Below are 19,667 nucleotides of genomic sequence, written 5' to 3'. Positions count from 1 at the left end.
CTTTTACATAAAGTGACCAATCGATACAATTATGTTTTACCATATAAATTATGTTATATTTACAAAAAATGAATTCATATGTTTATAATTTTTGGAACAAGAGGAATCAAGCATACGGTAAGTGAGAGTCCTGTCTTAGAGAATAGTTGTCCTAATTGCGATAGCGGAAGTTTAGTAAATAAGTTATACCGACGTTGGTTTACCTTATTTTTTATTCCTGTAATTCCATTAGATGTTGTAGATCGTTTTTATGAATGTACAAATTGTAAAAGTGCTTACAATGAAAAGATCAAAGACATTTTAGGACAATCGCAATCGGTGCGTGATAATGCCCAACATCAAGCTCGTTATATTTATGCAAAAGCATTAATTGCAACCATGACGCATATGTCAGTGATTGATGGTAATTTTGCTATTGAAGAAGAACGTGAAATTAAAGAAGCCATAGAACAGTTTGATGATATCAAAGCAGAATTAACGGAAATTATGGAACGTGTAAAACGTGATCAAAACAAAGATAATTTTGTCTTTAACTTATTAAATGAAGCACGAACGGAATTATCTGCGGAAGCTATCATGAATATTTTGGCTCAAGCTGGCGTTGTATTATTGGCAGATGGAATTATTGACAAAGCGGAAGAAGAGTTGATGAAAGAATATTTAATTGCTTGCGGACTTCCAAAAGATATGTACAAAACATTAATTGATAAATTGCAAGTAAAAGAGATTCAAGAAGTCAATTAAATACAAAAAATATTGATTATCTAGCGAGCTCATGCTCGCTTTTTTTATGGTTTCTAATGAACAAATGCCATATTTTAGATTAAATATACCAAGCAATTTTTGTTCTAAAAAATTGCTAAAAAAATATATGTTAGCTGTTGTTTATCAATAATTTACATATGAATTTAGACGTACGTAATTTATAAATTACGTATGCTAATTCTTTTATATTATAGCTACAATAGCTAAGTTTACCACAGGTTTTTTAGGTTATTTATTCTTCAATAAAATTTCAAACTGGGTATTTTATTCCATGAAAAGAAGAATATAATTTCTTATGAAAAAGGAGTGTTGGGGGACACTCCTTTTTACTTTTCTACACTTTTTTCAACGTTTACAAAATTTTAGCTACGCTTACAAAAAATACACGGCATACATCAAGTCGTTTTAGTATTTTCGAACCAAGTTTCAATGAGTATTTGTTGAGGTTTATTATTCTACAATCAGAAAGGAGTGTTGGGGAACACTCCTTTTGCTTTTGTACTAAATTTATGATATAGTTGTAAATATCCTTATTTTTACAACTTAAGTGCTTGATTTACTGATGGAAAATCAATTTTTGAAGCTTAAACGTCTCAATAGTGTCATTCGTCTACACTATAGGCTAATCTGAACGACTTTTACTAAAGTGCTTTAACTTAGAAGCTTATATTTACAAAGAATATTTAGTATTACGATAAATTACAATCTGGTAAATTGTATAAGATAAAGAACTTTTGTGCCCCCAAAAGTTCTTTTTTTTGTTTTGAATCCAAGTATTATCTAAAAAAAATATAAAAGCTTTGTAAGCTTATCGATATAAAACGACCACTTATCTATACTTAGTTGTAATTTCATCGACTTTGTGACGGTAAAAAATGTAACTATAGTATTTTTATACTATTAATATTTAGTATTACTAGTGTTAACAATCTGATAAATTGTATTAAAAATAAAAAAAGAATCCTTTGCCCTGAGGATTCTTTTTTTATTTATACCTTTTTTGAAGTTTTTTGCGCTTCTTAATGAAAAGCTTCTTCTTTTATTTGAAATATATTTCAGAAAACCATAAATAAGCGATCTAAAATATAAGCGATTGAAAAAGCGGTTTTAAAGAGTCTATTCGGTGTCTTTTTCCGTTTTGGTAACTACATCCAAAAGTTTTAAAATAGTTGGCATACGATGTTCTCCATGTAATAGTTTTACTTTTTCAAGAACAATTTCTTTTGCAATTCCAATACACGAAACAAACAATGGTTTTTCGCTTGAACCTCGTAAAATTGGTGTCGCAACTTGTGAAGTATTTATAAATGATTTTTTAGCTATCCCAATAATTGGAATTTTTCGATCAAGTGCTTCCCACAAATAACCGCCCAAGCCGTAACTTTTATCATCATGGATAAAAACATGTCCATCAACAATAATTGCTTCAATATGATCTAAATCAATTTGAGCTAACACTTTTAAAATACACGGAAGTTCTCGTTTGTAAAATTCGCCAGGAACATATGGAGCTACTTCATCAATAGTTGTCGTATATATTTTCTCAGGAATGGCATCTTCCCAATCAAATATAATACAAACAGCTTTTGCATAGGTTTCTTTGTAATGAATATCGGTGGCTAAAATCATAGCATAAAATTACTATATAAAAACAAAACCACCAATATGAATTATTGACGGTTTTGGTATATGCCTTGTATGTTGAAGCTATTTTCTCGGATAACGAACATCTTGTGCAGTAATCGTATAATCAAATGCTTTGGTTCCATCAGAATCGTAAATCGTCAATACCAACACACGTTCACGACGTTTTCCTGAAACTTCAATAATTCCAAAATTACGATTGTAAAATGTTTTACCTTTTACTTGCAACGTATTGCCTTCGTCTCTTGGTTTATGGGTTCCCGCAGTTAGTGGAGAACAGGTAATATCAATTAACGGATACGCACCTACACGCTCCAATCGTGAAATTTCTGTATGATGTCTATCGCCACTCAAAAAGATAACACCTTCAATCTTTGCATCATGCAAACGTTTAAAAAGTTCGGCACGTTCTGTAGGATACATTGCATAATTTTCAAACTTTGCAACATCACTTACCACTTGTCCGCCATTAATCACAATTTTAAAGGTAGCTTTACTCGTGGTCAATGCATCTATCAACCAATTGAGTTGTTGCGTTCCTAAATAGGCTTTATCTTGGTTAGGATCTTTATTTGGCGCTCTGTGATATCGATCGTCTAACATAAAAAATTCTACATCATTCCAAGCAAAATGTTGTGTAACGCCACCATTTCCAGCCGCATTTGTATTTAAGTTGCCCCAATAATCATTAAAGGTTTGTTCGGTAAGTTTTTTGTTTACGTAACTTCGATCGGCATCGTTTGGACCAAAATCATGATCGTCCCACGTTGCGTAATGATGTACACTTCCGAGTAGCGCTTGCAATTCAGGTGTTGCACGCGTATGTCTGTATCGATGACGAATGCCTGTTTCGGTCATAAAATCAGGCGTTCGTAAATACATATTATCGCCAACCCACAACATTAAATCCGGATTTTTAGCTAGGATAGAATTAAAAATTTGATACTTAGCTCCATAAGGTTTTGGACGATCATCTTTTTTCTCATTGATAAAACTACACGAACCCAACGCAATCTTAAAATTTGGCGGATCCGTTCGGAATTGCCACAATGTCTGTGTTTGAAACGTTAACTTATAATCTCGCGGAACATACTGATCGTTAATATAAAGTTTGTAGGTGTACGTTTTTCCATAATCAACTTCATTTGGAAATAGCTTGGCAATCAAATCGCCTTCAACTGTTGTTTGTACTTCTTTTGTGAATTTTTCAGTTTCACCTGCAGTGAAATATCCTATTTTCACGGAAGCTGGCTCAGTGGTTTGTACCCAAATTAAAGCTTCTCGAAAATCTGAATATCCAACCATTGGCCCAGATTGCAATAAAGATTCTTGTGCAATGCTCACAAAAGAACACCACACAAAAAGGAATGACAATACGATCTTTTTCATTATATGAATTGTTTAGAATACAAATTTCAACATAAAAAAGTACTTTCATATGAAATTTAGCGTATAAATTATAAACAATCTATTCAAAATTAACTCTATTTTAGAACGCAAGAATTAAAAAAATAAATCAATGGAGCCATTACTTTTTTATCAACAACGAAAACATACGATACGACAAATTTTCATTGCAATAGCGGTACTATCTGTATCGGGAAGTATGATGTACTTTTTTTCAGGAATTCTAAGTTACGTGTTTTTTGGATTTTTATTTTTCTTGGGTTCGTATGTATTGCTTCGTTTAGCAGTACGCAAACCAACCGTTACGGTTACTGAAGAAGGAATAAAAAGTAGTGGAAATGGTATGGGATTTATTCCTTGGGAATTCATTACAGGTTTTGAAATTAAAAAAGGTATAAATTTTACAGCGATCGTCATTATGATAACTGATCAAGAACGATTCTTTGAAGATAAAACGAATATTGTTACGAAAATAATGCATGTTAATGTAAAACGATTTGGAACTCCAATCGTACTTTCAGAATCACTATTTCATATTCCGTTAGAGAAAGTAAAGGCGCATTTAGAAGACTTTTATACATATAAAAACCCATATTGATTTTTTAATATAAAATACTGATTATTAAGAGTTAATGATGTGTAATTTGTAATATTTAACATAAAGTCTAAAAAAAAGTTAATCATTTTATAAATTTTGCCTTTACGAGTTTATATTCTTTATCCTACAATTGTTTATCAGTATCTTTACAAAAACAAAAAAAATAATCATGAAAAAGAAAAATTTTAAATTAGCATTAGGGAAAAAGAAAATCTCAAGCTTTAGATCTACAGCATTAACAGGAGGAACAAGAACGTCTAACCTATGTTCAGTATACTGCTCATTACAAGGTGGTTGTGGCACAACAGGTCCAGCACCAACAAATGATGATGCATCACAATGTAAGTGTTTGTAGAAAATAGACACATAAATGTATAAAAGTGGACTTCGGTTCACTTTTTTTTATGCTTTTTTTTAAAAAAGTACTTCTTTCCCAGTTTGATTACAAAAGTACGTTCACTTTACGTTGAACTGTAAAATCATACAACATTCAATCTATCAAATAGTTACAATTTGCACTTTACATATTAACGTATTTTGTCTGTAAGCGAACTCATTCAGCGTGCGGTATATTTTTACGATTTCTTCCAATAAGCACCTTTTCTAAAAGGGTAAAAACACGGTATCATAAAAAGGAATTTCACACCTATTTCTCCATTGTTGGCTAGCTAATTTTACCAAATCATTTTAATAAAATTCATACCAAATGGAAAACACAGTAATTATCAATTCTATTGGAACCGCTACTCCAGGAGCGTCCAAAGTGCTGTCGGATGCGCTAAAAGTTCCACAAGATTACATCTTAAAACTATTGTACAATGCACCTTCTATCTTATTCCAAAAAGTAGATGAAGATACTGCGCAAAAAGCTGAAAACACACTAACAAAACTAGGCTTAGATGTTTCAATTTGTACACCAGAAGACGAAATCGATTTAACTACAGAATTAATCGATATCAGCGTGAGTTTAAATAACGTTTTATTACTGCCAAAAGTAACGGAACAACTTGCCGAATTTTTAGGTTGCAAACAATCAGAAGTACTAACCTTAATGCTAAACGAACCAAGTATTGTACTTGGAAATGTATCTGTAGCTACTGCAAAAGCACTTCAAAAACGTACGGATGCAAATGTGCATTTTTCAAATCCTCGCAAAGACTTTTATACAATATTGATTAGCAAAGAAGCTGAAAATACACAGTTGCGAAGTATTGAAAAAGTATTAAAAACAAAAGCATACGAAACAGCAAGTGCATACGTAATTGAAGATGTTTCGTATGATAATTCTCAATTATTATGGCGACAGTACCAATCTAACAAAGCGGTAAAACTATTAAATCAAAATCATCAATTGGTCTCAGTAATGTTGCAAGATTTTGATGTTACTAACCAAGCGCATGCTGCATTTTTAGTAGAAAACGTAGGAATGCCAACAGAAATTTTAGAAGAGGTACATGCAGCACTTCCAATTGTATTATTTGAAAATTTAAACAGAAAAAATGCAGAAACTGTTCTTGCAGATTGTACTTCAATTGGATTAACAACTACACTCGAAAAAGATTTCAACTTCAAGAAAAAACTACAAGTTAATGACATTGAAGATCTTGAAAAAGTAACTCAAATCTTAGGACAATTTATTCCAGAAAAAAACCTTCCAAAAGCGAAAACAACCAATTGGACAAGCAATGACGAAGTGCCGCCATTAATTGCCAGATATCTGTTAGCACAATTAGAACAAGTAACGTGTAACCCTGAAATCATCAACTAATCATGGAAGTACAAATGTTACACTACCGAATTGCTGAACGTGGAAAAATGCACGCTATTGACAAAAATCATAAAGAAGCATTACGCCATTACAAAGAAGCAATGAAACTTACGCAACAAGAGCAAGACAGCGAATTGTTTTACCAACATTACAGTCAATGTGTAATGGAGTCTTTAGAACTCTCAGGTGCGCACGATCAAGTGATTTCGTTCTGTGAAAACTATCGTTCTTTTTTACAAGACAAAGAGCAAGATGTTTTGGTAAGAAAGCACAATGCTTTTGTAAGCGAACGTCAAGCTATTCAACATGTTTTAAAAGGAGAACAAGAAGAAGCTAAAGAATTGCTACAAGAAGTGCAGCAAGATTTAGGAAAAGGAAAACAACCGATTACAGATGAACTTTTAGGTTGGTTGCAAAGAGGCTACAAAGTAAATAAAGATCAATTAACACGATTACAAAAAAAACATAATTATTTCATTGTGAGAAAAGAATCAGTGAATCCAAAAATTGCCATGGATTTACCTGAGGGCGTTTCTCCTTTCTAACTCTTAAAAACAGAAACAAAAAATGGCAGACATTAAAACATTTGATCAAGGATCAAAAATACTGCAAAACGTAGACGTGAGTAGTATGGTAACAGCGCTCGCTCTAGGAATAGCAGAAGCACAAGAGCGACTCGATACGAATTCCGTATCGCAGCTCATTCGGCTTTCCGAAAGTAAAGTAGCCGGAAGATCATTATTAGAACTAGGATTTCAACCTGCATTTTATGCCTTTGATTATGCTGATATTTCAGCGTCCATTAGCTTAAAAATGGCCGTCAAAGAAGAAGTGGAAGTTGACTTTAGTCTCTCTGTAGAATACACTAATAACAAAACATTCAACGAAAAATTCTTTGATGATTTAAAAGACAGCAAAAAAGAATCGCTAAGTCAGTATTCCAAAACGCAAAAAGACATTGCCCTAAAAGCAAAAACTTCTGAAGACATTAGTATTAATGAAAAATCGTTCAAAATTCACAAAGAAGAAGGTTCGTATTCTAAAGTTGAAAAAGCAAAAGAGCAAATGCGCGATGAAAGTAGTGAACTTCGTGCCGAAAGTGTAATTCAAGACGAAAGAATATTGGAAAGCATTACAGCTTCGGAAGTGTACATTGCAAAAGAAGGCGGTTATGTAGTCATTAGAGAACCATACATTCATACCGATATAGAAGGTTTACTAAAACTAGATGCTACGTATGTACCACTTTCGAGTTCGTCAATTCCAAAAATAACAGTAAAAACGGGGAGTCCTAATAAGGAATTCAACAAAGAAGTCGATTTTGCAACAACATTAGCAAATGCAAGAACTTTAAATGGTGGAACTGTCGTTGGAATCAATTCAGAAGGAATTCACAGAGTTGCTGGAAAAAAAGTATATGAATTCTACTTTGGTTGGGATAAATACGACATCAACTATGGATATTCTGCAGGCGTAAAAGCCGATGCTATAATTGAAGCTGACATGACCGCTTTGGCAATGTTGTTAAAAAGAGATACTTCGCTAGTGGTAACCGTAAAAGGATTTACTGACGGAAGCGGAAGTACCAGTCAACAAAACGCAGATTACAATCAAAAACTCGGTAAAAAACGAGCAGAAGCATTCAGAAGCGAACTAAGCAAAATTGCAGGTGTAACATTTACAGATACACGCGTAATCGTAGAAACAGAAGGAGAATCTTTAGCCAATGGAAGTTCTGCAAAAGATGCAGTCATTCGTAAAATTACGGTAGAATTCCCAACGGGCGCGTCCGACTATATTCTTTTCAATGGAGGAGAAATAGGAGTTTCAGCAAACCCTAAAAAGACAACTTCAAACCCTAATCCACCAGACTATTTTGTATACGTAGCTGCTGATAATACACCAACACCAGCAAATGCTGAAATAATTTTCACATACGGAGGTGTTCAATACACCATACGTGATGCTTCTAGTAATTTATTAACTACACTAAATAACAGCAAAGGGAAAATTCTAGAATCATACATTGAAAAAGTAAACGAAACGTATTATCTGTTGCATGAAGAAACAAAAATTAACTACTTCATTCATTCCAAAGAAAACAAAGAATTGGATGTAAAAGTAAAAAATGAATCTTCAACCACGATGGACAAAGAATCAACGGAAATTTACGTTGGGGAAACGCAAAATGAATTTACAAAACTAAAGCAATCGAGTCAAGACCTTCAAGGCGATCGATCGGTAGCAATTAGTGGTTCATTAGATGTACGATATGCACGTCAATTTAACATGTCTGTAGAAGGAAATGCTTCGGTTTCGGCTCGAATGATCTCTGTGCCGCCACCAACAGCATTAGAAAACTACATTCAATCATTGACAAACACTAATACAACTTCAAACTAATTATTGATGAGTACAGCGCCTAAAGTAATACAACAAATTACCAATGCTCCATTGCCTTTCATGTTGGAAAAGCTCGGAATGTCAATTGCCAATGCGCAATCGGCTTTAGATGCAAATTCCATTCGGTTGGCAAACGAATTGGCTGCGGTAAAAATTAATATAGGCGATGAAGAATATAATTTATTAAGCCTTGGTTTTGCACCAACATTTTACGCTTTTACAGAAGCTTCTGTAGAAATGAAAATGGAATTTTCTATGGCTGAATCTGAAAGCTACGGAGGCGCATTAGGATTCAGCTATGGAAATAGCAATAGTTCCAATAGCAATGTAAGCGCAAGTGCTAGTAACGGTTCCAGCAGCAATAGTGCTAGTAAAGATTCCACATCTACACAAATGTTTGGAGTGTCAGTTTCGGCACATTATGCGCGTAAATATTCAACATCGGCAGAAGGCTCATCATCAATTGCGGCAAAAATAGTGTCTTTGCCTGCACCTGATATTTATTTTGAAATACTAAAATCAACAATCAACACTGAAAAATAACAAATTTTAAAAATTATACTATATGTTAAAAAATAATCCAGAAATAGGACAGGAGTTACTAAACGTTCCTATGGGAGAAATGATAGAAAGTATGGCTATATCAATAGCCAACGCACAAATGGCATTAGACTCTAATTCCATTGAAGTTGCAGAAATGATGGGAGGATTAAGTCCTGTAAAATCAGAAATCAACGGAAAAGAATTTATCAACTTCAAAGACAGTCGTGTATTCTTTGGAAAAGAAAAAGTATCGCTTGCCGGTGCTGTAGAATCATACAATGCCAGCAGAGACGAGGCATACAGAGCTTCTATTAATGATAAAATTAAAGATGATGTAGAACCGTTGTATGACAAACCTGTTGTGAATGTAGATAAAGCGCCAACAGACAATAGCGCAGTATTTACGCCAGACAACAAAGTAAACACAGAAGTATACTACAGAAAAAGTGCTACGGAGTGGTTTGAATATGATGGAAGCGCATACACATCCATTGCAACACCAACCACAACGAGTGTAGCATTAAAATCTGGAACAGTAGAAAGAACAATTTACATTCCGCAACGATTATCCATGTTAGAACTTGGTTTCTCGCCAACATTTTACCAATTTGTAGATACCATTATCAAAGTGGCAATTACTATTAAATTTAAACGAGAAGGATCTTCCTCTTTCAACTACAAAAGAGATTCTAAAAGTACAGACAGAAGCGCAAGTTTCAGTTGGAGAAAAGGTTTAAAAACGAACAAAACCGTGACAACTTCGCAGGTAAATGCTAACTATTCTCAAAAATATAGTTACTCGGCTGAAGGTTCAAGTTTGCTACAAACAAAACTCGTTCCGATTCCGCCACCAGCAGCACTAGAAGAACGTATTCAATTACAAATGGAATTAGCGAGAGAAGAAGCTGAAAACTAATATCCATGGGTAGAATCACCAGAGAAATACAAAACGCACCCTTACCAGAGATGATTCAATCTCTGGGTGTAGGGATCGCGAAAGCGCAACAAGCTTTGGACAGAGTTTCAATGGATTTAGCAAAAGAACTCGTAAACACCAAAGTAGAAATGGGCGGTGAAGAATATAGCTTACTATCATTAGGCTTTACACCAACCTTTTACCAATTTGTAGATACATTTTTTGAATGTAAAATGTCTGTTTCCATGATGGAATCAAAAGAATTTGGAGCTTCCGTTTCGGTAAGTGCAGGATTTAATGTAGGATTTGCAGCTGTAAGTGCTTCCGTTTCAGCAAGCTATTCGCAAAAATATCAGTACTCCGCAGAAGCAAGTTCACTAGTGAGAACCAAACTAGTAACCGTTCCAAATCCACCCGTTTTTGAACAGCGTTTACAGGCAATGATTCAAAACGAATTGGAAAGCAAAAGACAAGCAATAACTTCAAATCAATAAAAGATGGCTAAACATTGGAAAAGCTTTGTTAAAAAAGAAGAAACTCCGAAAAAGGAAGACAAAGAACTAGAAGACATTGGTTCGTTACTTTCCAAAGAAGGAAAACCGTCTGACAAATCTTTAGAAGATGTAGCCGAATTTAATTCGAGTTTGAAGTCATTGATTGAAGAGCAAAAACAGCTCGAAGATCAAATGGCAGAACTGACAGGAAAAAAGACAGCATCAAACACTGATAAAAGGTATGAGAATGACATAAAAACAATCGACCAGAAGAAGAAAGAAGAAAAAGCAGCCGCAGCAAAGCGACAAAAACGAAAGGAAAATCATCGAAAAAAACAAGATGAACGTTGGGACGTAACACCTTCTTTTACACTAAAAAAGAAAAATAGTTCAACAATTCCTGCTATTGCTGAGCAAAGGAAAAAAGCGAAACCAAACACAGAATTATTACATAAGAAAAAAGCAAGAAATCCTGTTGCAACGCTTCCAAAACTTCCGAAAACTCCTAAAAAAGTTCAACAACCAAAGCGAGTTGCCAAGAAAAAAAAGCAACCGACAACGATTATTGAATATGGTGAAAAGATTCAAAAAGCAGCTAAAAGCATAGACGATTTTATACAAAAACCAAAAAAATCAACCCAAAAGGAAAAAAAGCAAAACCCAAAAAGGCAAGAAAAAACAGGTTTACAAACAATCGCTAAACGCAAAGTTAGCAGTGTAATTGGCGCACAACAAAAACGCAAGAAAGAGGTTTCTAAAGTAGCTATAAAAAGCAAAGAAAAGCTACATGATTTTGTGACAAATACAACAAAATCAAAACCGATTGCAACTGTACAACCCATCGTTAAAAAAGCTTCCGAGCATCTTGAAACTTTTCAAAAAGTTACCAAAAAAGTAAAAAAGGTAAACCATACATTTCAGACCATTCAGAAAACTGGAAATGATGTCCAAACAGGAATTGAAAAACTAAACTCCGTAGTTGCTTCTCCAGAATTAAAATCATTGGGCAAAAAACTAACCAAAGGAACTGAAATTGTCAATAAAGTTGGGAACAAAATAAAAAAGGTCGATAAAGTATTCAATACCGCCAACAAGCATTTGGAAAAAACACAAGCTGTAACGAGTCTATTTCAGAAAAAACTCAAAGCAGTCGATTTTATCAGCGCAAAAGATACCAAAACGAATAATGCTTTCGATTTTGATTTTATTCAAAAACAAGAAACAAAAAAAGAAGAAACAACAAGCTTTACTGTTGCAAACAAGAAGTTAAATGTTGCAATCAATGCAATCAAAACCATTAAAAATATCAAAAAAGGTATTGGCATTTTGAACGAAGCAAAGAAGAAAAAAGACAGTTTCTCATTTTAAAAATATACACAATGAGCACAACAAATAACGCATTAACGCTAAAGCAAATCCTATTGGGAATTTCCGATAGTTTGAATGAAGCACAAAATCATCTCAGGAATGTAAAACCCTACGATGAATTTGGAAGACCAAACACATTATATACCTTACCATATTTAGATTTTAACTTGCAAGTAGAAGCCGAATTTGAAAAAGAAACAAGTTCAGAAACACAAACTTCTCAAAGTCCTGAATCGCTTCCGTATGCACGATCGTATCAAAAAGGATATGAAAGAGCGTTGGCTTTTAAACCAGTTGCAAACACCACAACGGATACGAAAGAAACCAATAAAGTTACGAGTACAATTTCTGGTCGATTTATCGCCGTTGTACCCAACGAAGGATTGCCGCAAATGATTATCAATGCCACGCCAAAACCAACAAATAACATTCATGTATTTGATGTTGAAGTGGAGGTTTTCAATGCCGCAGGCGAAAATATATCGGATGCGTTGGTAGAATTCAATTACAATCAAGCAAAAACGGAATTGTTGAATCCGAATGCAACACTAAATCATGGTACATCATTTTTAAACACAAGCGAAATTCGCACAGATGCTAACGGAAAAACCAAAACACAAGTCACAGTTGATAGTGTCGATTTTGCAAACGGTCACATTTTAATCGTGGAAGTCAATGTGGGAAATGTGCTCACTAAAATCTCAATTCAAAAATAAATCATGGCAGTAACTATAAAATATATAGCATTCAAACATATTCTATTTGATGCTTCCGATGCGCCTGCAAATGGTGAAAAAGTAATAATTCAGTTTTACAATGTGAACCTGAAATCGTGGCTATCATTAACAGATGGAATTAAGATTGTAAATGGTAAATTTTCATATCAATTAACCATTCCATCACGAATTTCAACCAGCGATCAAACCATTCGTGTGGTTAGAGAAGTATTAAAATATGGCGGAATGCCTTCGTTCAGAATCGTTAAAGAAGATGCAGCAGACAAAATTCCTCAAGTCATTGCCGTAAACTTTGATGCAAAAATTGAAGGCGATGGAATACTTACCATCAATTTTGGGAAAAGTTGGTTGTTAAAAGATGATCGAATTATTGTAAAAAACGATCATGTTGTCATTGCTTCAGAAGTGCCAATGTTTGAATTAATGAATTCCATTAAAGAAATTGAAGCGCAAAAAGAGGAAGCAACAGCACAACTTGAAGAACTCAATACGACAATTACATCGTTAGCAAACGAACGTGAAGTATTAAAAACGCAACTCAGTACTGTACAAAATACTGTTGCAACTAGAGATGAGGAAGTTTCTACCTTGAATACCAACATGCAAACGTTGCAAGCTGAGTATGAAAGCGAAAAATTGTTGAGAGCATCGCTTGAAGCGAATCAGCAAGTGTTAGCAACACAATTGGCAACACAGCAAGAACAGTTAGAAACCTATGAAGCTTCTGCAAATACGGCTAATAATTTTGAAGTATTATATCAAGATTTACAACAGCAAGTTTCAGATATTACAATTCAGAATGACAACCTAACACAAGAACGAGATTCATTTTTAATGAGTATTTCACAACTGCAAGATGAGGTGCAGCAAGAAAAACTTCTTACACAAGCCAAAGATACCGAATTGCAAAACAAACAAGTATTGGTAACATCGCTAGAGCGTCAAAATTCAAAATTGCAGCAAGAATTAGAAGAAGTTAAAGATTTCAATGCGACGGAACATCCAAATAAATTATCTGCGAGTAAAGTCTACGGAAGTATTGTAAAAGATGTCATCAAAGCTGATGAGGAGTTGATCAATTCACGCTACAAACTAGCAAATGTATCTTTAAACCTAAAAACTACGGTTGAAAAAGGACCAGAAGGAACTGTATTTGGTTTGTTAGATTTTGAAACGGCAAAAGGAATCAACGGCGCGGCAATAAGTGACATTAGTATTGATATTGTTCCCACAGGAAATACCACTGCAAATGTGAGTCAGAAAATGCCAAATATTCTTGGTTTAACAGAAACGGCGGTTCGAAAAATATTGCTCAACAACGGATTAAAATTAGATGCAGTATACCATCCGACAACCAATGAAAACTTAGTTGCAGGACAATCATTTAAACAATCGCCAGCGCCAGATGCAAGCATTATAGAAGGACAAGAAGTTATAGTAATTTTCGCAAAACCAATAAACTAAAAAAATTATGTCAAGCAATTCATACGATTATGTAAAAGATGCGTTCGCAGCACCATTAGGAGATTTTATAGCTGCTATCGGAGAAGGCGTTGGAGAAGCACAAGCAGCACTTGATGAAGGTTCGTTGCGACAAACCTTAGAAATATATAACAGTGATCCAGATAGCGGTTCGGAAACTTTGAAAATGCTACGAGAAGTAGGATATCAACCAACGTTTTATACCATTCCGAAAACGACCGCAAAAGCCAAAATTTCATTGTCAATATCGCAACAAAGCACGAGCAGTTCCATTCAAAATGAACGTTCATTTCGACCAAAAATGTATGCAACACCCGTAAATGCATCAAACAGTAATAAATACAATTTGGGTTTAAACGCAACGGCAGAAATACAATTTGATATTGTTCCTGTGCCACCAACAGATGCACAAATCATTCGGTTCTTACCAAATGTTATCTATAAAAATGATACTGACAAAAGAACGTTTGCCGAAATAAAAACACTACTAACAGCATATGGTTTAGGATACACATTTGCCGAATCTGTAGATGAAGAAACCATCACAGACGAGTCAACCTTTACCAGCCAGCTTCCAGCATTTGATACAGACAAACCACGTCTTATCCGTGCGGATGATGTAATTATCTTGGAGTAATTGCATGTATATTAAAATGATTAATTATGTAAAAACCCTAACCGTTTGTGTTAGGGTTTTTATGCGTTTTATATTGTTGAAAAGGCTAAAAACGATAGCCAATACGTAGATGTAAATTTACAGTAACATCAGCGTTTTCTGCAATCGTTATAATATCATCATCGAAATAATGAATATAGCCAATACCAATACCAGTTTCATATGTAAAATGCTTGCCAATATGCCTGCGAATTCCCCAAGTAGGAACAATAGAAAGATCACTAATAAAGTTAATGTTGGGTTCATTGGAAATCACAAACCAATCAGGATGATACGTAATTTTAAGCGCAAGAAAATTTCCGCTATTTCCATCAATTCGTCTCGATTTTGATTGGCGCTTTTCAAGATTATAATACCAACGCGGCTCTAGTGTTATTGTCGGAGCTAATAAAAAGCCACTGACATCATACAAAGCACTTCCAAAAAATCCTGTATCTAAGCCTAACTCGGTTCGTAAGGCGATTTCAGAGGATAATCTAGATTCATTATGTGCCCAAATACCCAAAAAACCAGTTTGTATTCCAAAAACAGATTTTTCAACACTTGCCGTTTGCGAATTTACAATGACAGTACAAAAGCAAAAAAGGAGTGTACACGCAATTTTTCTCATAAGAAATATATTAAGTTAGTTGTTTTTTAAAGTGTAAAAAAAAGTACATATAACACAGTACCTGATTTAAAAATATGTTACCTAAAAAATGTAGTGAAGCATCAATAATTATTCCATAAAAATACATTCAATTTCTATACAGTTTGTTACATGCTACATTGCCTAGTAAATATATATGGCTAAATTTTTTTTAAAAAGAACAAAATGATCTTCCACAATTCAAAGCATGGGAAAGCTCACATAGATTACGGTAAAACCATACATATCATAAACTTATCAACACGAAAACGTTTTCGCTAGTCCTGTGATTATTGTACTCTCAAATAAATATTTACATTAAAAGATAACCATAACCAAAACACCATGAAAACAAGTAAAATTTTATACTTCTTTTTGATGAGCTTATTCTTTATAAGCTGTTCTAACGATGAGGTATTTCAAGAAAAAGAACAAAGTACAACAGTAGAAAAAGAGCCTGTAAACTCGGCTAAAAACAGAGCAAACCTAAAACCCATAGGTTCAGGCGTAATGATGCAAGCCTTCTATTGGGACGTGCCCGCAGGAGGAACCTGGTGGAATGTCGTAAAAGGCAAAGTTGCCGCTTGGAGCAACGCAGGAATCGACGCCATTTGGTTGCCGCCAGCGTCAAAAGCACAAAACGGACCATTCTCCATGGGATACGATCCTTTCGATTACTACGATTTTGGCGAGTACAACCAAATGGGAAGTGTTGAAACACGATTTGGCTCAACAACCGAATTACAAAGTTTAATCAACACTGCACACAACAATCGCCTAAGTGTCATTGCGGATATTGTTTTAAACCATAACAGCGGAGGAAACAGCGAGTACAATCCGTTCAAAGGAACAAACACATACACTGACTATCAACCAATGTCTGGTTTATTCAATAGAAGTTACTACGACTTTCATCCAAATGATGCACAAGCAAGTGATGAAGGCGTATTTGGAGGATTTGCAGATTTATCACATAGCAAAAGCTATGTTCGCGACTGGCTTTGGGGACGATCAAACTCAGTTGCCAAATACTATAAAAACTTTGGTTTCGACGGTTGGCGATTTGACTACGTAAAAGGATTTGGCGCTTGGGTAGTAAAAGACTGGAAAAATGCGGTCGGCGGATTCTCAGTTGGAGAATACTGGGACGGAAACGCCGCTACACTCGATTGGTGGTCAGGACAAGCAGAAGTAAGTGCCTTCGATTTTGCATGCTACTACAGAATGCGAGATGCATTTCAAGGAAACAACCTAAATCGACTAAATGATGACATGCTTTGGAAACGAAACGCGTCAAAAGCAGTAACTTTTGTAACAAATCATGATACGGACGAAATCATAAACAATAAAATATTAGCCTATGCATATATTCTAACGCATGAAGGTTATCCAACAATCTTTTACAGAGATTACGAAGACTGGTTAGATAAAAACAAGCTAAACAATCTTATATGGATTCACAACAATCTTGCAAGCGGAAACACATCCATTCTATATGTAGACAATGACGAATACGTTGCGCGACGAAACGGGAACAACAGTGCAGGAATAGTTGTATATATCAACAACTCCAACAGCTGGAAAGAACGTTGGGTAGAAACCAATTGGTCCAACACGCGCATCAAAGACTACACAGGACATTCTGGTTGGGAACCTGTAACGCAAGGCGGAAAATGGGTAAAAATTCAGGCACCACCAAAAAGTTACTCTGTTTGGTCGGTAAAATAACAAAATAGGCTTTAGGTTTTGGAGTTTCAGATGTTAGCTATTTTCAAAAGAACCTACAAATGGACAAATCAACAACTAATACCCAATACCTAATACCTAATGCCCAACACCCAAAACCCAAATGCCCAAATACACAACACCCAATTTATAAATGGCATTCCGCAGAAAAAGCGGCCGCGCTTTCGGCTATATCTCCCGAGCAATCGGGAGGATGCCGCCTCTATCGCTAATGCAAAATAAATTCACCTATAAAGTTTGAAATTAAAAAATAGTCTTTATATTTGCACCCACAAAATCTAAAAGAGAGGAGGTTACGTACTATGTTAATAATACCAGTAAAAGAAGGAGAAAATATAGACAGAGCGCTGAAACGTTTCAAAAGAAAATTTGATCGTACAGGAGGAATGCGTCAGTTAAGAGCTAGAAAGCATTTCACAAAGCCGTCAGTAGCTCGTAGAGCGCAAATACAAAAAGCGCAATACATACAGCACCTTAGAGATCAAGAAGAAATCTAAGATGTTCTCAAAAAAAATAAAAAGGTTTCCATTTTGGAAACCTTTTTTTATGCTCAAAATTTAGAGATTGCTATATTCTTTAGTAACTTTAAATTCACAAATCAATATAATTATGAATTATGAATTCAGAATTATGAAACTATTGCCAAATTTCAAAAGCAAGAGAAACATTGAATAACCTTGAACCTTGAACCTTGAACCCAATACCCAACACCCAACACCCAACAATGACTTTCACTTCATTCACAGAATATCTAAAACTAGAAAAAAACTATTCCGATCATACGGTTACAGCGTATCAAAACGATCTAGTTACATTTTCTAAATTTTGTGAAGAAGAATACCAAAATACCAACATCAATCAAGTACATTACGTTCAAATTCGAAACTGGATTGTTTCCTTAGTCAATAGTGGTTTGCAAAACGCAACCATAAACCGTAAAATATCTTCACTAAAAACCTATTACAAATACTTACTCAAAACAAAACAAATCACAGTAAGTCCATTAGTAAAACACAAAGCACTAAAAACGGCTAAAAAAATACAAGTACCATTCTCAGAAAAGGAAATGCAGATGGTATTGGTAAATATGAACTTTAATAATGATTTTGAAGGCATACGAAACAAAACCATTATAGAAATGCTGTATGCGACAGGAATGCGTAGAGCAGAATTAATCAATCTGAAACAATCAGATATAGATTATGCAAAAAAAACAATCAAAATTCTCGGAAAAAGAAACAAAGAAAGGATCGTTCCACTCTTACAAAAACTAGAAACTCAATTAAAACAATACACGCTACATCGTCAACAAGTTGACAGTAACCAAAAGGAAGAATTATTTTTAACCGCAAAAGGAAATAAAATGTATCCGACTCTTGTTTATCGTCTAATAAATGATTATTTTAGTATGGCATCTACGAAAGTAAAAAAGAGTCCACATATGCTGAGACATACATTTGCAACTCATTTACTCAATCAAGGTGCAGACTTAAATGCTGTAAAAGAATTACTTGGTCATGCTAGCTTAGCTTCTACACAAGTATATACACATAACAGTTTAGCCGAACTCAAAAATGTATATGCCAAAGCACATCCTAGAAACAAAAAGTAACTTCTTTAGCAGAAAAAACCTAAACAATAACCTTTTAAAATGTCGCGTATGAAAGTAAACATGCAGTCCGTAAATTTTACGGTTGATCGTAAACTGGTAGATTTCATTCAAAGAAAGATGGATAAACTAGAAAACTACTATGACAAAGTAATAGATGCAGACGTATATCTCAAAGTAGAAAACACTAGTGCAAAAGAAAACAAAATAGCCGAAATAAGAGTAAACATTCCTGGCGACGATATTGTGGTAAAAAAAACATGCAAAACATTTGAAGAAGCCGCCGATGAAGCAACAAAATCACTCCAAAGAGCCTTGCTAAAAAGAAAAGAAAAAGTCAGAGCACATTGATAAGTAAAAATTTTTCAAAAATTGTTTTGATTAAAAAAAATAATCTCTACATTTGCAGTCCGTTAGAAATAGCGGACTTTTTTTATGAGCAAAAGCCGATGTAGCTCAGCTGGCTAGAGCAGCTGATTTGTAATCAGCAGGTCGTGGGTTCGAGTCCCTCCATCGGCTCAAAAGTAAAAGTTTATTAGAAGAATGTTTTTTAATAAACTGCTCGTGAAATTTTTGAAATATTGAACATTTATTGGGGAGATACTCAAGCGGCCAACGAGGGCAGACTGTAAATCTGCTGACTACGTCTTCGCAGGTTCGAATCCTGCTCTCCCCACTAAATAAAAGCGAAAGTAGCTCAGTTGGTAGAGCGTCAGCCTTCCAAGCTGAATGTCGCCGGTTCGAACCCGGTCTTTCGCTCTATATATTTCTTGCCGGTGTAGCTCAGGGGTAGAGTGTTTCCTTGGTAAGGAAGAGGTCACGGGTTCAAATCCCGTCATTGGCTCATAGAATGTATAAATTGAACACTAATATATAACTAAGA

Annotated in this window: 20 protein-coding genes and 4 tRNA genes; 21 read left to right on the top strand and 3 right to left on the bottom strand. The window is 34.7% G+C overall.

Going from position 1 to position 19,667, the window contains the following annotated elements:
* Positions 1-78: 78 nt before the first annotated feature.
* Positions 79-744: a tellurite resistance TerB family protein gene (locus tag AA089_RS17500; RefSeq protein WP_046758287.1), complete on the top strand. Its 666-nt coding sequence runs from the start codon at positions 79-81 to the stop codon at positions 742-744.
* Positions 745-1,881: 1,137 nt separating this feature from the next.
* On the opposite strand, the gene AA089_RS17495 is transcribed toward AA089_RS17500, so the two are convergent.
* Positions 1,882-2,394 carry an endonuclease V gene (locus AA089_RS17495; RefSeq protein ID WP_046758286.1) on the bottom strand — a complete coding sequence of 171 codons (513 nt, stop codon included), beginning with the start codon at positions 2,392-2,394 and terminating at the stop codon, positions 1,882-1,884.
* A 78-nt stretch (positions 2,395-2,472) separates the two neighbouring features.
* Positions 2,473-3,798, bottom strand: coding sequence for an alkaline phosphatase D family protein (locus AA089_RS17490; RefSeq protein WP_046758285.1), 1,326 nt, complete (start codon positions 3,796-3,798; stop codon positions 2,473-2,475).
* Positions 3,799-3,928: 130 nt separating this feature from the next.
* On the opposite strand from AA089_RS17490, the gene AA089_RS17485 reads away from it, so the two are divergent.
* The 12 genes from AA089_RS17485 to AA089_RS17430 all read left to right on the top strand — a co-directional run bounded on the left by AA089_RS17485 (position 3,929) and on the right by AA089_RS17430 (position 14,762).
* Positions 3,929-4,414 carry an STM3941 family protein gene (locus AA089_RS17485; RefSeq protein WP_046758284.1) on the top strand — a complete coding sequence of 162 codons (486 nt, stop codon included), beginning with the start codon at positions 3,929-3,931 and terminating at the stop codon, positions 4,412-4,414.
* A gap of 169 nt (positions 4,415-4,583) precedes the next feature.
* On the top strand, positions 4,584-4,769 hold the full coding sequence (locus AA089_RS24930) for a hypothetical protein (RefSeq protein ID WP_156169088.1): 186 nt from the start codon (positions 4,584-4,586) through the stop codon (positions 4,767-4,769).
* A 351-nt stretch (positions 4,770-5,120) separates the two neighbouring features.
* Positions 5,121-6,182: a hypothetical protein gene (locus tag AA089_RS17475; RefSeq protein ID WP_046758282.1), complete on the top strand. Its 1,062-nt coding sequence runs from the start codon at positions 5,121-5,123 to the stop codon at positions 6,180-6,182.
* Positions 6,183-6,184: 2 nt separating this feature from the next.
* Positions 6,185-6,727, top strand: coding sequence for a hypothetical protein (locus AA089_RS17470; protein WP_046758281.1), 543 nt, complete (start codon positions 6,185-6,187; stop codon positions 6,725-6,727).
* 22 nt (positions 6,728-6,749) lie between these two features.
* On the top strand, positions 6,750-8,585 hold the full coding sequence (locus AA089_RS25210; protein WP_046758280.1) for an OmpA family protein: 1,836 nt from the start codon (positions 6,750-6,752) through the stop codon (positions 8,583-8,585).
* A gap of 6 nt (positions 8,586-8,591) precedes the next feature.
* The gene (locus tag AA089_RS17460; protein WP_046758279.1) at positions 8,592-9,128 is read left to right on the top strand and encodes a hypothetical protein; all 537 of its coding nucleotides are present in this window, start codon (positions 8,592-8,594) and stop codon (positions 9,126-9,128) included.
* A 22-nt stretch (positions 9,129-9,150) separates the two neighbouring features.
* Positions 9,151-10,044 (top strand): hypothetical protein, encoded by an 894-nt coding sequence (locus tag AA089_RS17455; protein WP_046758278.1) that lies wholly within the window; start codon positions 9,151-9,153, stop codon positions 10,042-10,044.
* Positions 10,045-10,049: 5 nt separating this feature from the next.
* Positions 10,050-10,538 carry a hypothetical protein gene (locus AA089_RS17450; protein ID WP_046758277.1) on the top strand — a complete coding sequence of 163 codons (489 nt, stop codon included), beginning with the start codon at positions 10,050-10,052 and terminating at the stop codon, positions 10,536-10,538.
* 3 nt (positions 10,539-10,541) lie between these two features.
* Positions 10,542-11,906, top strand: a complete 1,365-nt coding sequence (locus tag AA089_RS17445; protein WP_046758276.1) for a hypothetical protein — start codon at positions 10,542-10,544, stop codon at positions 11,904-11,906.
* Between the two features lie 11 nt (positions 11,907-11,917).
* Positions 11,918-12,622, top strand: coding sequence for a hypothetical protein (locus tag AA089_RS17440; protein WP_046758275.1), 705 nt, complete (start codon positions 11,918-11,920; stop codon positions 12,620-12,622).
* 3 nt (positions 12,623-12,625) lie between these two features.
* Complete coding sequence (locus AA089_RS17435) at positions 12,626-14,107, top strand: PASTA domain-containing protein (RefSeq protein ID WP_046758274.1); 1,482 nt, start codon at positions 12,626-12,628, stop codon at positions 14,105-14,107.
* A 7-nt stretch (positions 14,108-14,114) separates the two neighbouring features.
* Positions 14,115-14,762, top strand: a complete 648-nt coding sequence (locus AA089_RS17430) for a hypothetical protein (RefSeq protein ID WP_046758273.1) — start codon at positions 14,115-14,117, stop codon at positions 14,760-14,762.
* Between the two features lie 85 nt (positions 14,763-14,847).
* On the opposite strand, the gene AA089_RS17425 is transcribed toward AA089_RS17430, so the two are convergent.
* Positions 14,848-15,411 carry a hypothetical protein gene (locus AA089_RS17425; RefSeq protein WP_046758272.1) on the bottom strand — a complete coding sequence of 188 codons (564 nt, stop codon included), beginning with the start codon at positions 15,409-15,411 and terminating at the stop codon, positions 14,848-14,850.
* 363 nt (positions 15,412-15,774) lie between these two features.
* On the opposite strand from AA089_RS17425, the gene AA089_RS17420 reads away from it, so the two are divergent.
* The 8 genes from AA089_RS17420 to AA089_RS17385 all read left to right on the top strand — a co-directional run bounded on the left by AA089_RS17420 (position 15,775) and on the right by AA089_RS17385 (position 19,628).
* Positions 15,775-17,157 (top strand): alpha-amylase, encoded by a 1,383-nt coding sequence (locus AA089_RS17420; RefSeq protein WP_046758271.1) that lies wholly within the window; start codon positions 15,775-15,777, stop codon positions 17,155-17,157.
* A 320-nt stretch (positions 17,158-17,477) separates the two neighbouring features.
* Positions 17,478-17,672 carry a 30S ribosomal protein S21 gene (rpsU, locus tag AA089_RS17415; RefSeq protein WP_046758270.1) on the top strand — a complete coding sequence of 65 codons (195 nt, stop codon included), beginning with the start codon at positions 17,478-17,480 and terminating at the stop codon, positions 17,670-17,672.
* Positions 17,673-17,899: 227 nt separating this feature from the next.
* Positions 17,900-18,787, top strand: a complete 888-nt coding sequence (locus tag AA089_RS17410) for a tyrosine-type recombinase/integrase (protein WP_046758269.1) — start codon at positions 17,900-17,902, stop codon at positions 18,785-18,787.
* A gap of 48 nt (positions 18,788-18,835) precedes the next feature.
* Positions 18,836-19,135, top strand: coding sequence for a ribosome hibernation-promoting factor, HPF/YfiA family (gene hpf, locus AA089_RS17405; protein ID WP_046758268.1), 300 nt, complete (start codon positions 18,836-18,838; stop codon positions 19,133-19,135).
* Positions 19,136-19,229: 94 nt separating this feature from the next.
* Positions 19,230-19,303 (top strand) — tRNA-Thr (locus tag AA089_RS17400).
* Positions 19,304-19,378: 75 nt separating this feature from the next.
* A tRNA-Tyr gene (locus AA089_RS17395) sits at positions 19,379-19,460 on the top strand.
* 10 nt (positions 19,461-19,470) lie between these two features.
* Positions 19,471-19,543 (top strand) — tRNA-Gly (locus tag AA089_RS17390).
* 13 nt (positions 19,544-19,556) lie between these two features.
* Positions 19,557-19,628, top strand: a tRNA-Thr gene (locus AA089_RS17385).
* Positions 19,629-19,667: the final 39 nt, after the last annotated feature.

This window comes from Kordia jejudonensis (assembly GCF_001005315.1).
GTDB lineage: Bacteria > Bacteroidota > Bacteroidia > Flavobacteriales > Flavobacteriaceae > Kordia > Kordia jejudonensis.
The sequence above is the reverse complement of the archived record's forward strand: the minus strand, read 5'-3'. Positions and strand labels throughout refer to the sequence as shown.

What these genes read in the sequence shown, in the direction of transcription:
- AA089_RS17500 (WP_046758287.1), top strand. Translation starts at nt 79, where the DNA reads ATGTTTATAATTTTTGGAACAAGAGGAATCAAGCATACGGTAAGTGAG.
- AA089_RS17495 (WP_046758286.1), bottom strand. Translation starts at nt 2,394, where the DNA reads ATGATTTTAGCCACCGATATTCATTACAAAGAAACCTATGCAAAAGCT.
- AA089_RS17490 (WP_046758285.1), bottom strand. Translation starts at nt 3,798, where the DNA reads ATGAAAAAGATCGTATTGTCATTCCTTTTTGTGTGGTGTTCTTTTGTG.
- AA089_RS17485 (WP_046758284.1), top strand. Translation starts at nt 3,929, where the DNA reads ATGGAGCCATTACTTTTTTATCAACAACGAAAACATACGATACGACAA.
- AA089_RS24930 (WP_156169088.1), top strand. Translation starts at nt 4,584, where the DNA reads ATGAAAAAGAAAAATTTTAAATTAGCATTAGGGAAAAAGAAAATCTCA.
- AA089_RS17475 (WP_046758282.1), top strand. Translation starts at nt 5,121, where the DNA reads ATGGAAAACACAGTAATTATCAATTCTATTGGAACCGCTACTCCAGGA.
- AA089_RS17470 (WP_046758281.1), top strand. Translation starts at nt 6,185, where the DNA reads ATGGAAGTACAAATGTTACACTACCGAATTGCTGAACGTGGAAAAATG.
- AA089_RS25210 (WP_046758280.1), top strand. Translation starts at nt 6,750, where the DNA reads ATGGCAGACATTAAAACATTTGATCAAGGATCAAAAATACTGCAAAAC.
- AA089_RS17460 (WP_046758279.1), top strand. Translation starts at nt 8,592, where the DNA reads ATGAGTACAGCGCCTAAAGTAATACAACAAATTACCAATGCTCCATTG.
- AA089_RS17455 (WP_046758278.1), top strand. Translation starts at nt 9,151, where the DNA reads ATGTTAAAAAATAATCCAGAAATAGGACAGGAGTTACTAAACGTTCCT.
- AA089_RS17450 (WP_046758277.1), top strand. Translation starts at nt 10,050, where the DNA reads ATGGGTAGAATCACCAGAGAAATACAAAACGCACCCTTACCAGAGATG.
- AA089_RS17445 (WP_046758276.1), top strand. Translation starts at nt 10,542, where the DNA reads ATGGCTAAACATTGGAAAAGCTTTGTTAAAAAAGAAGAAACTCCGAAA.
- AA089_RS17440 (WP_046758275.1), top strand. Translation starts at nt 11,918, where the DNA reads ATGAGCACAACAAATAACGCATTAACGCTAAAGCAAATCCTATTGGGA.
- AA089_RS17435 (WP_046758274.1), top strand. Translation starts at nt 12,626, where the DNA reads ATGGCAGTAACTATAAAATATATAGCATTCAAACATATTCTATTTGAT.
- AA089_RS17430 (WP_046758273.1), top strand. Translation starts at nt 14,115, where the DNA reads ATGTCAAGCAATTCATACGATTATGTAAAAGATGCGTTCGCAGCACCA.
- AA089_RS17425 (WP_046758272.1), bottom strand. Translation starts at nt 15,411, where the DNA reads ATGAGAAAAATTGCGTGTACACTCCTTTTTTGCTTTTGTACTGTCATT.
- AA089_RS17420 (WP_046758271.1), top strand. Translation starts at nt 15,775, where the DNA reads ATGAAAACAAGTAAAATTTTATACTTCTTTTTGATGAGCTTATTCTTT.
- rpsU (WP_046758270.1), top strand. Translation starts at nt 17,478, where the DNA reads ATGTTAATAATACCAGTAAAAGAAGGAGAAAATATAGACAGAGCGCTG.
- AA089_RS17410 (WP_046758269.1), top strand. Translation starts at nt 17,900, where the DNA reads ATGACTTTCACTTCATTCACAGAATATCTAAAACTAGAAAAAAACTAT.
- hpf (WP_046758268.1), top strand. Translation starts at nt 18,836, where the DNA reads ATGAAAGTAAACATGCAGTCCGTAAATTTTACGGTTGATCGTAAACTG.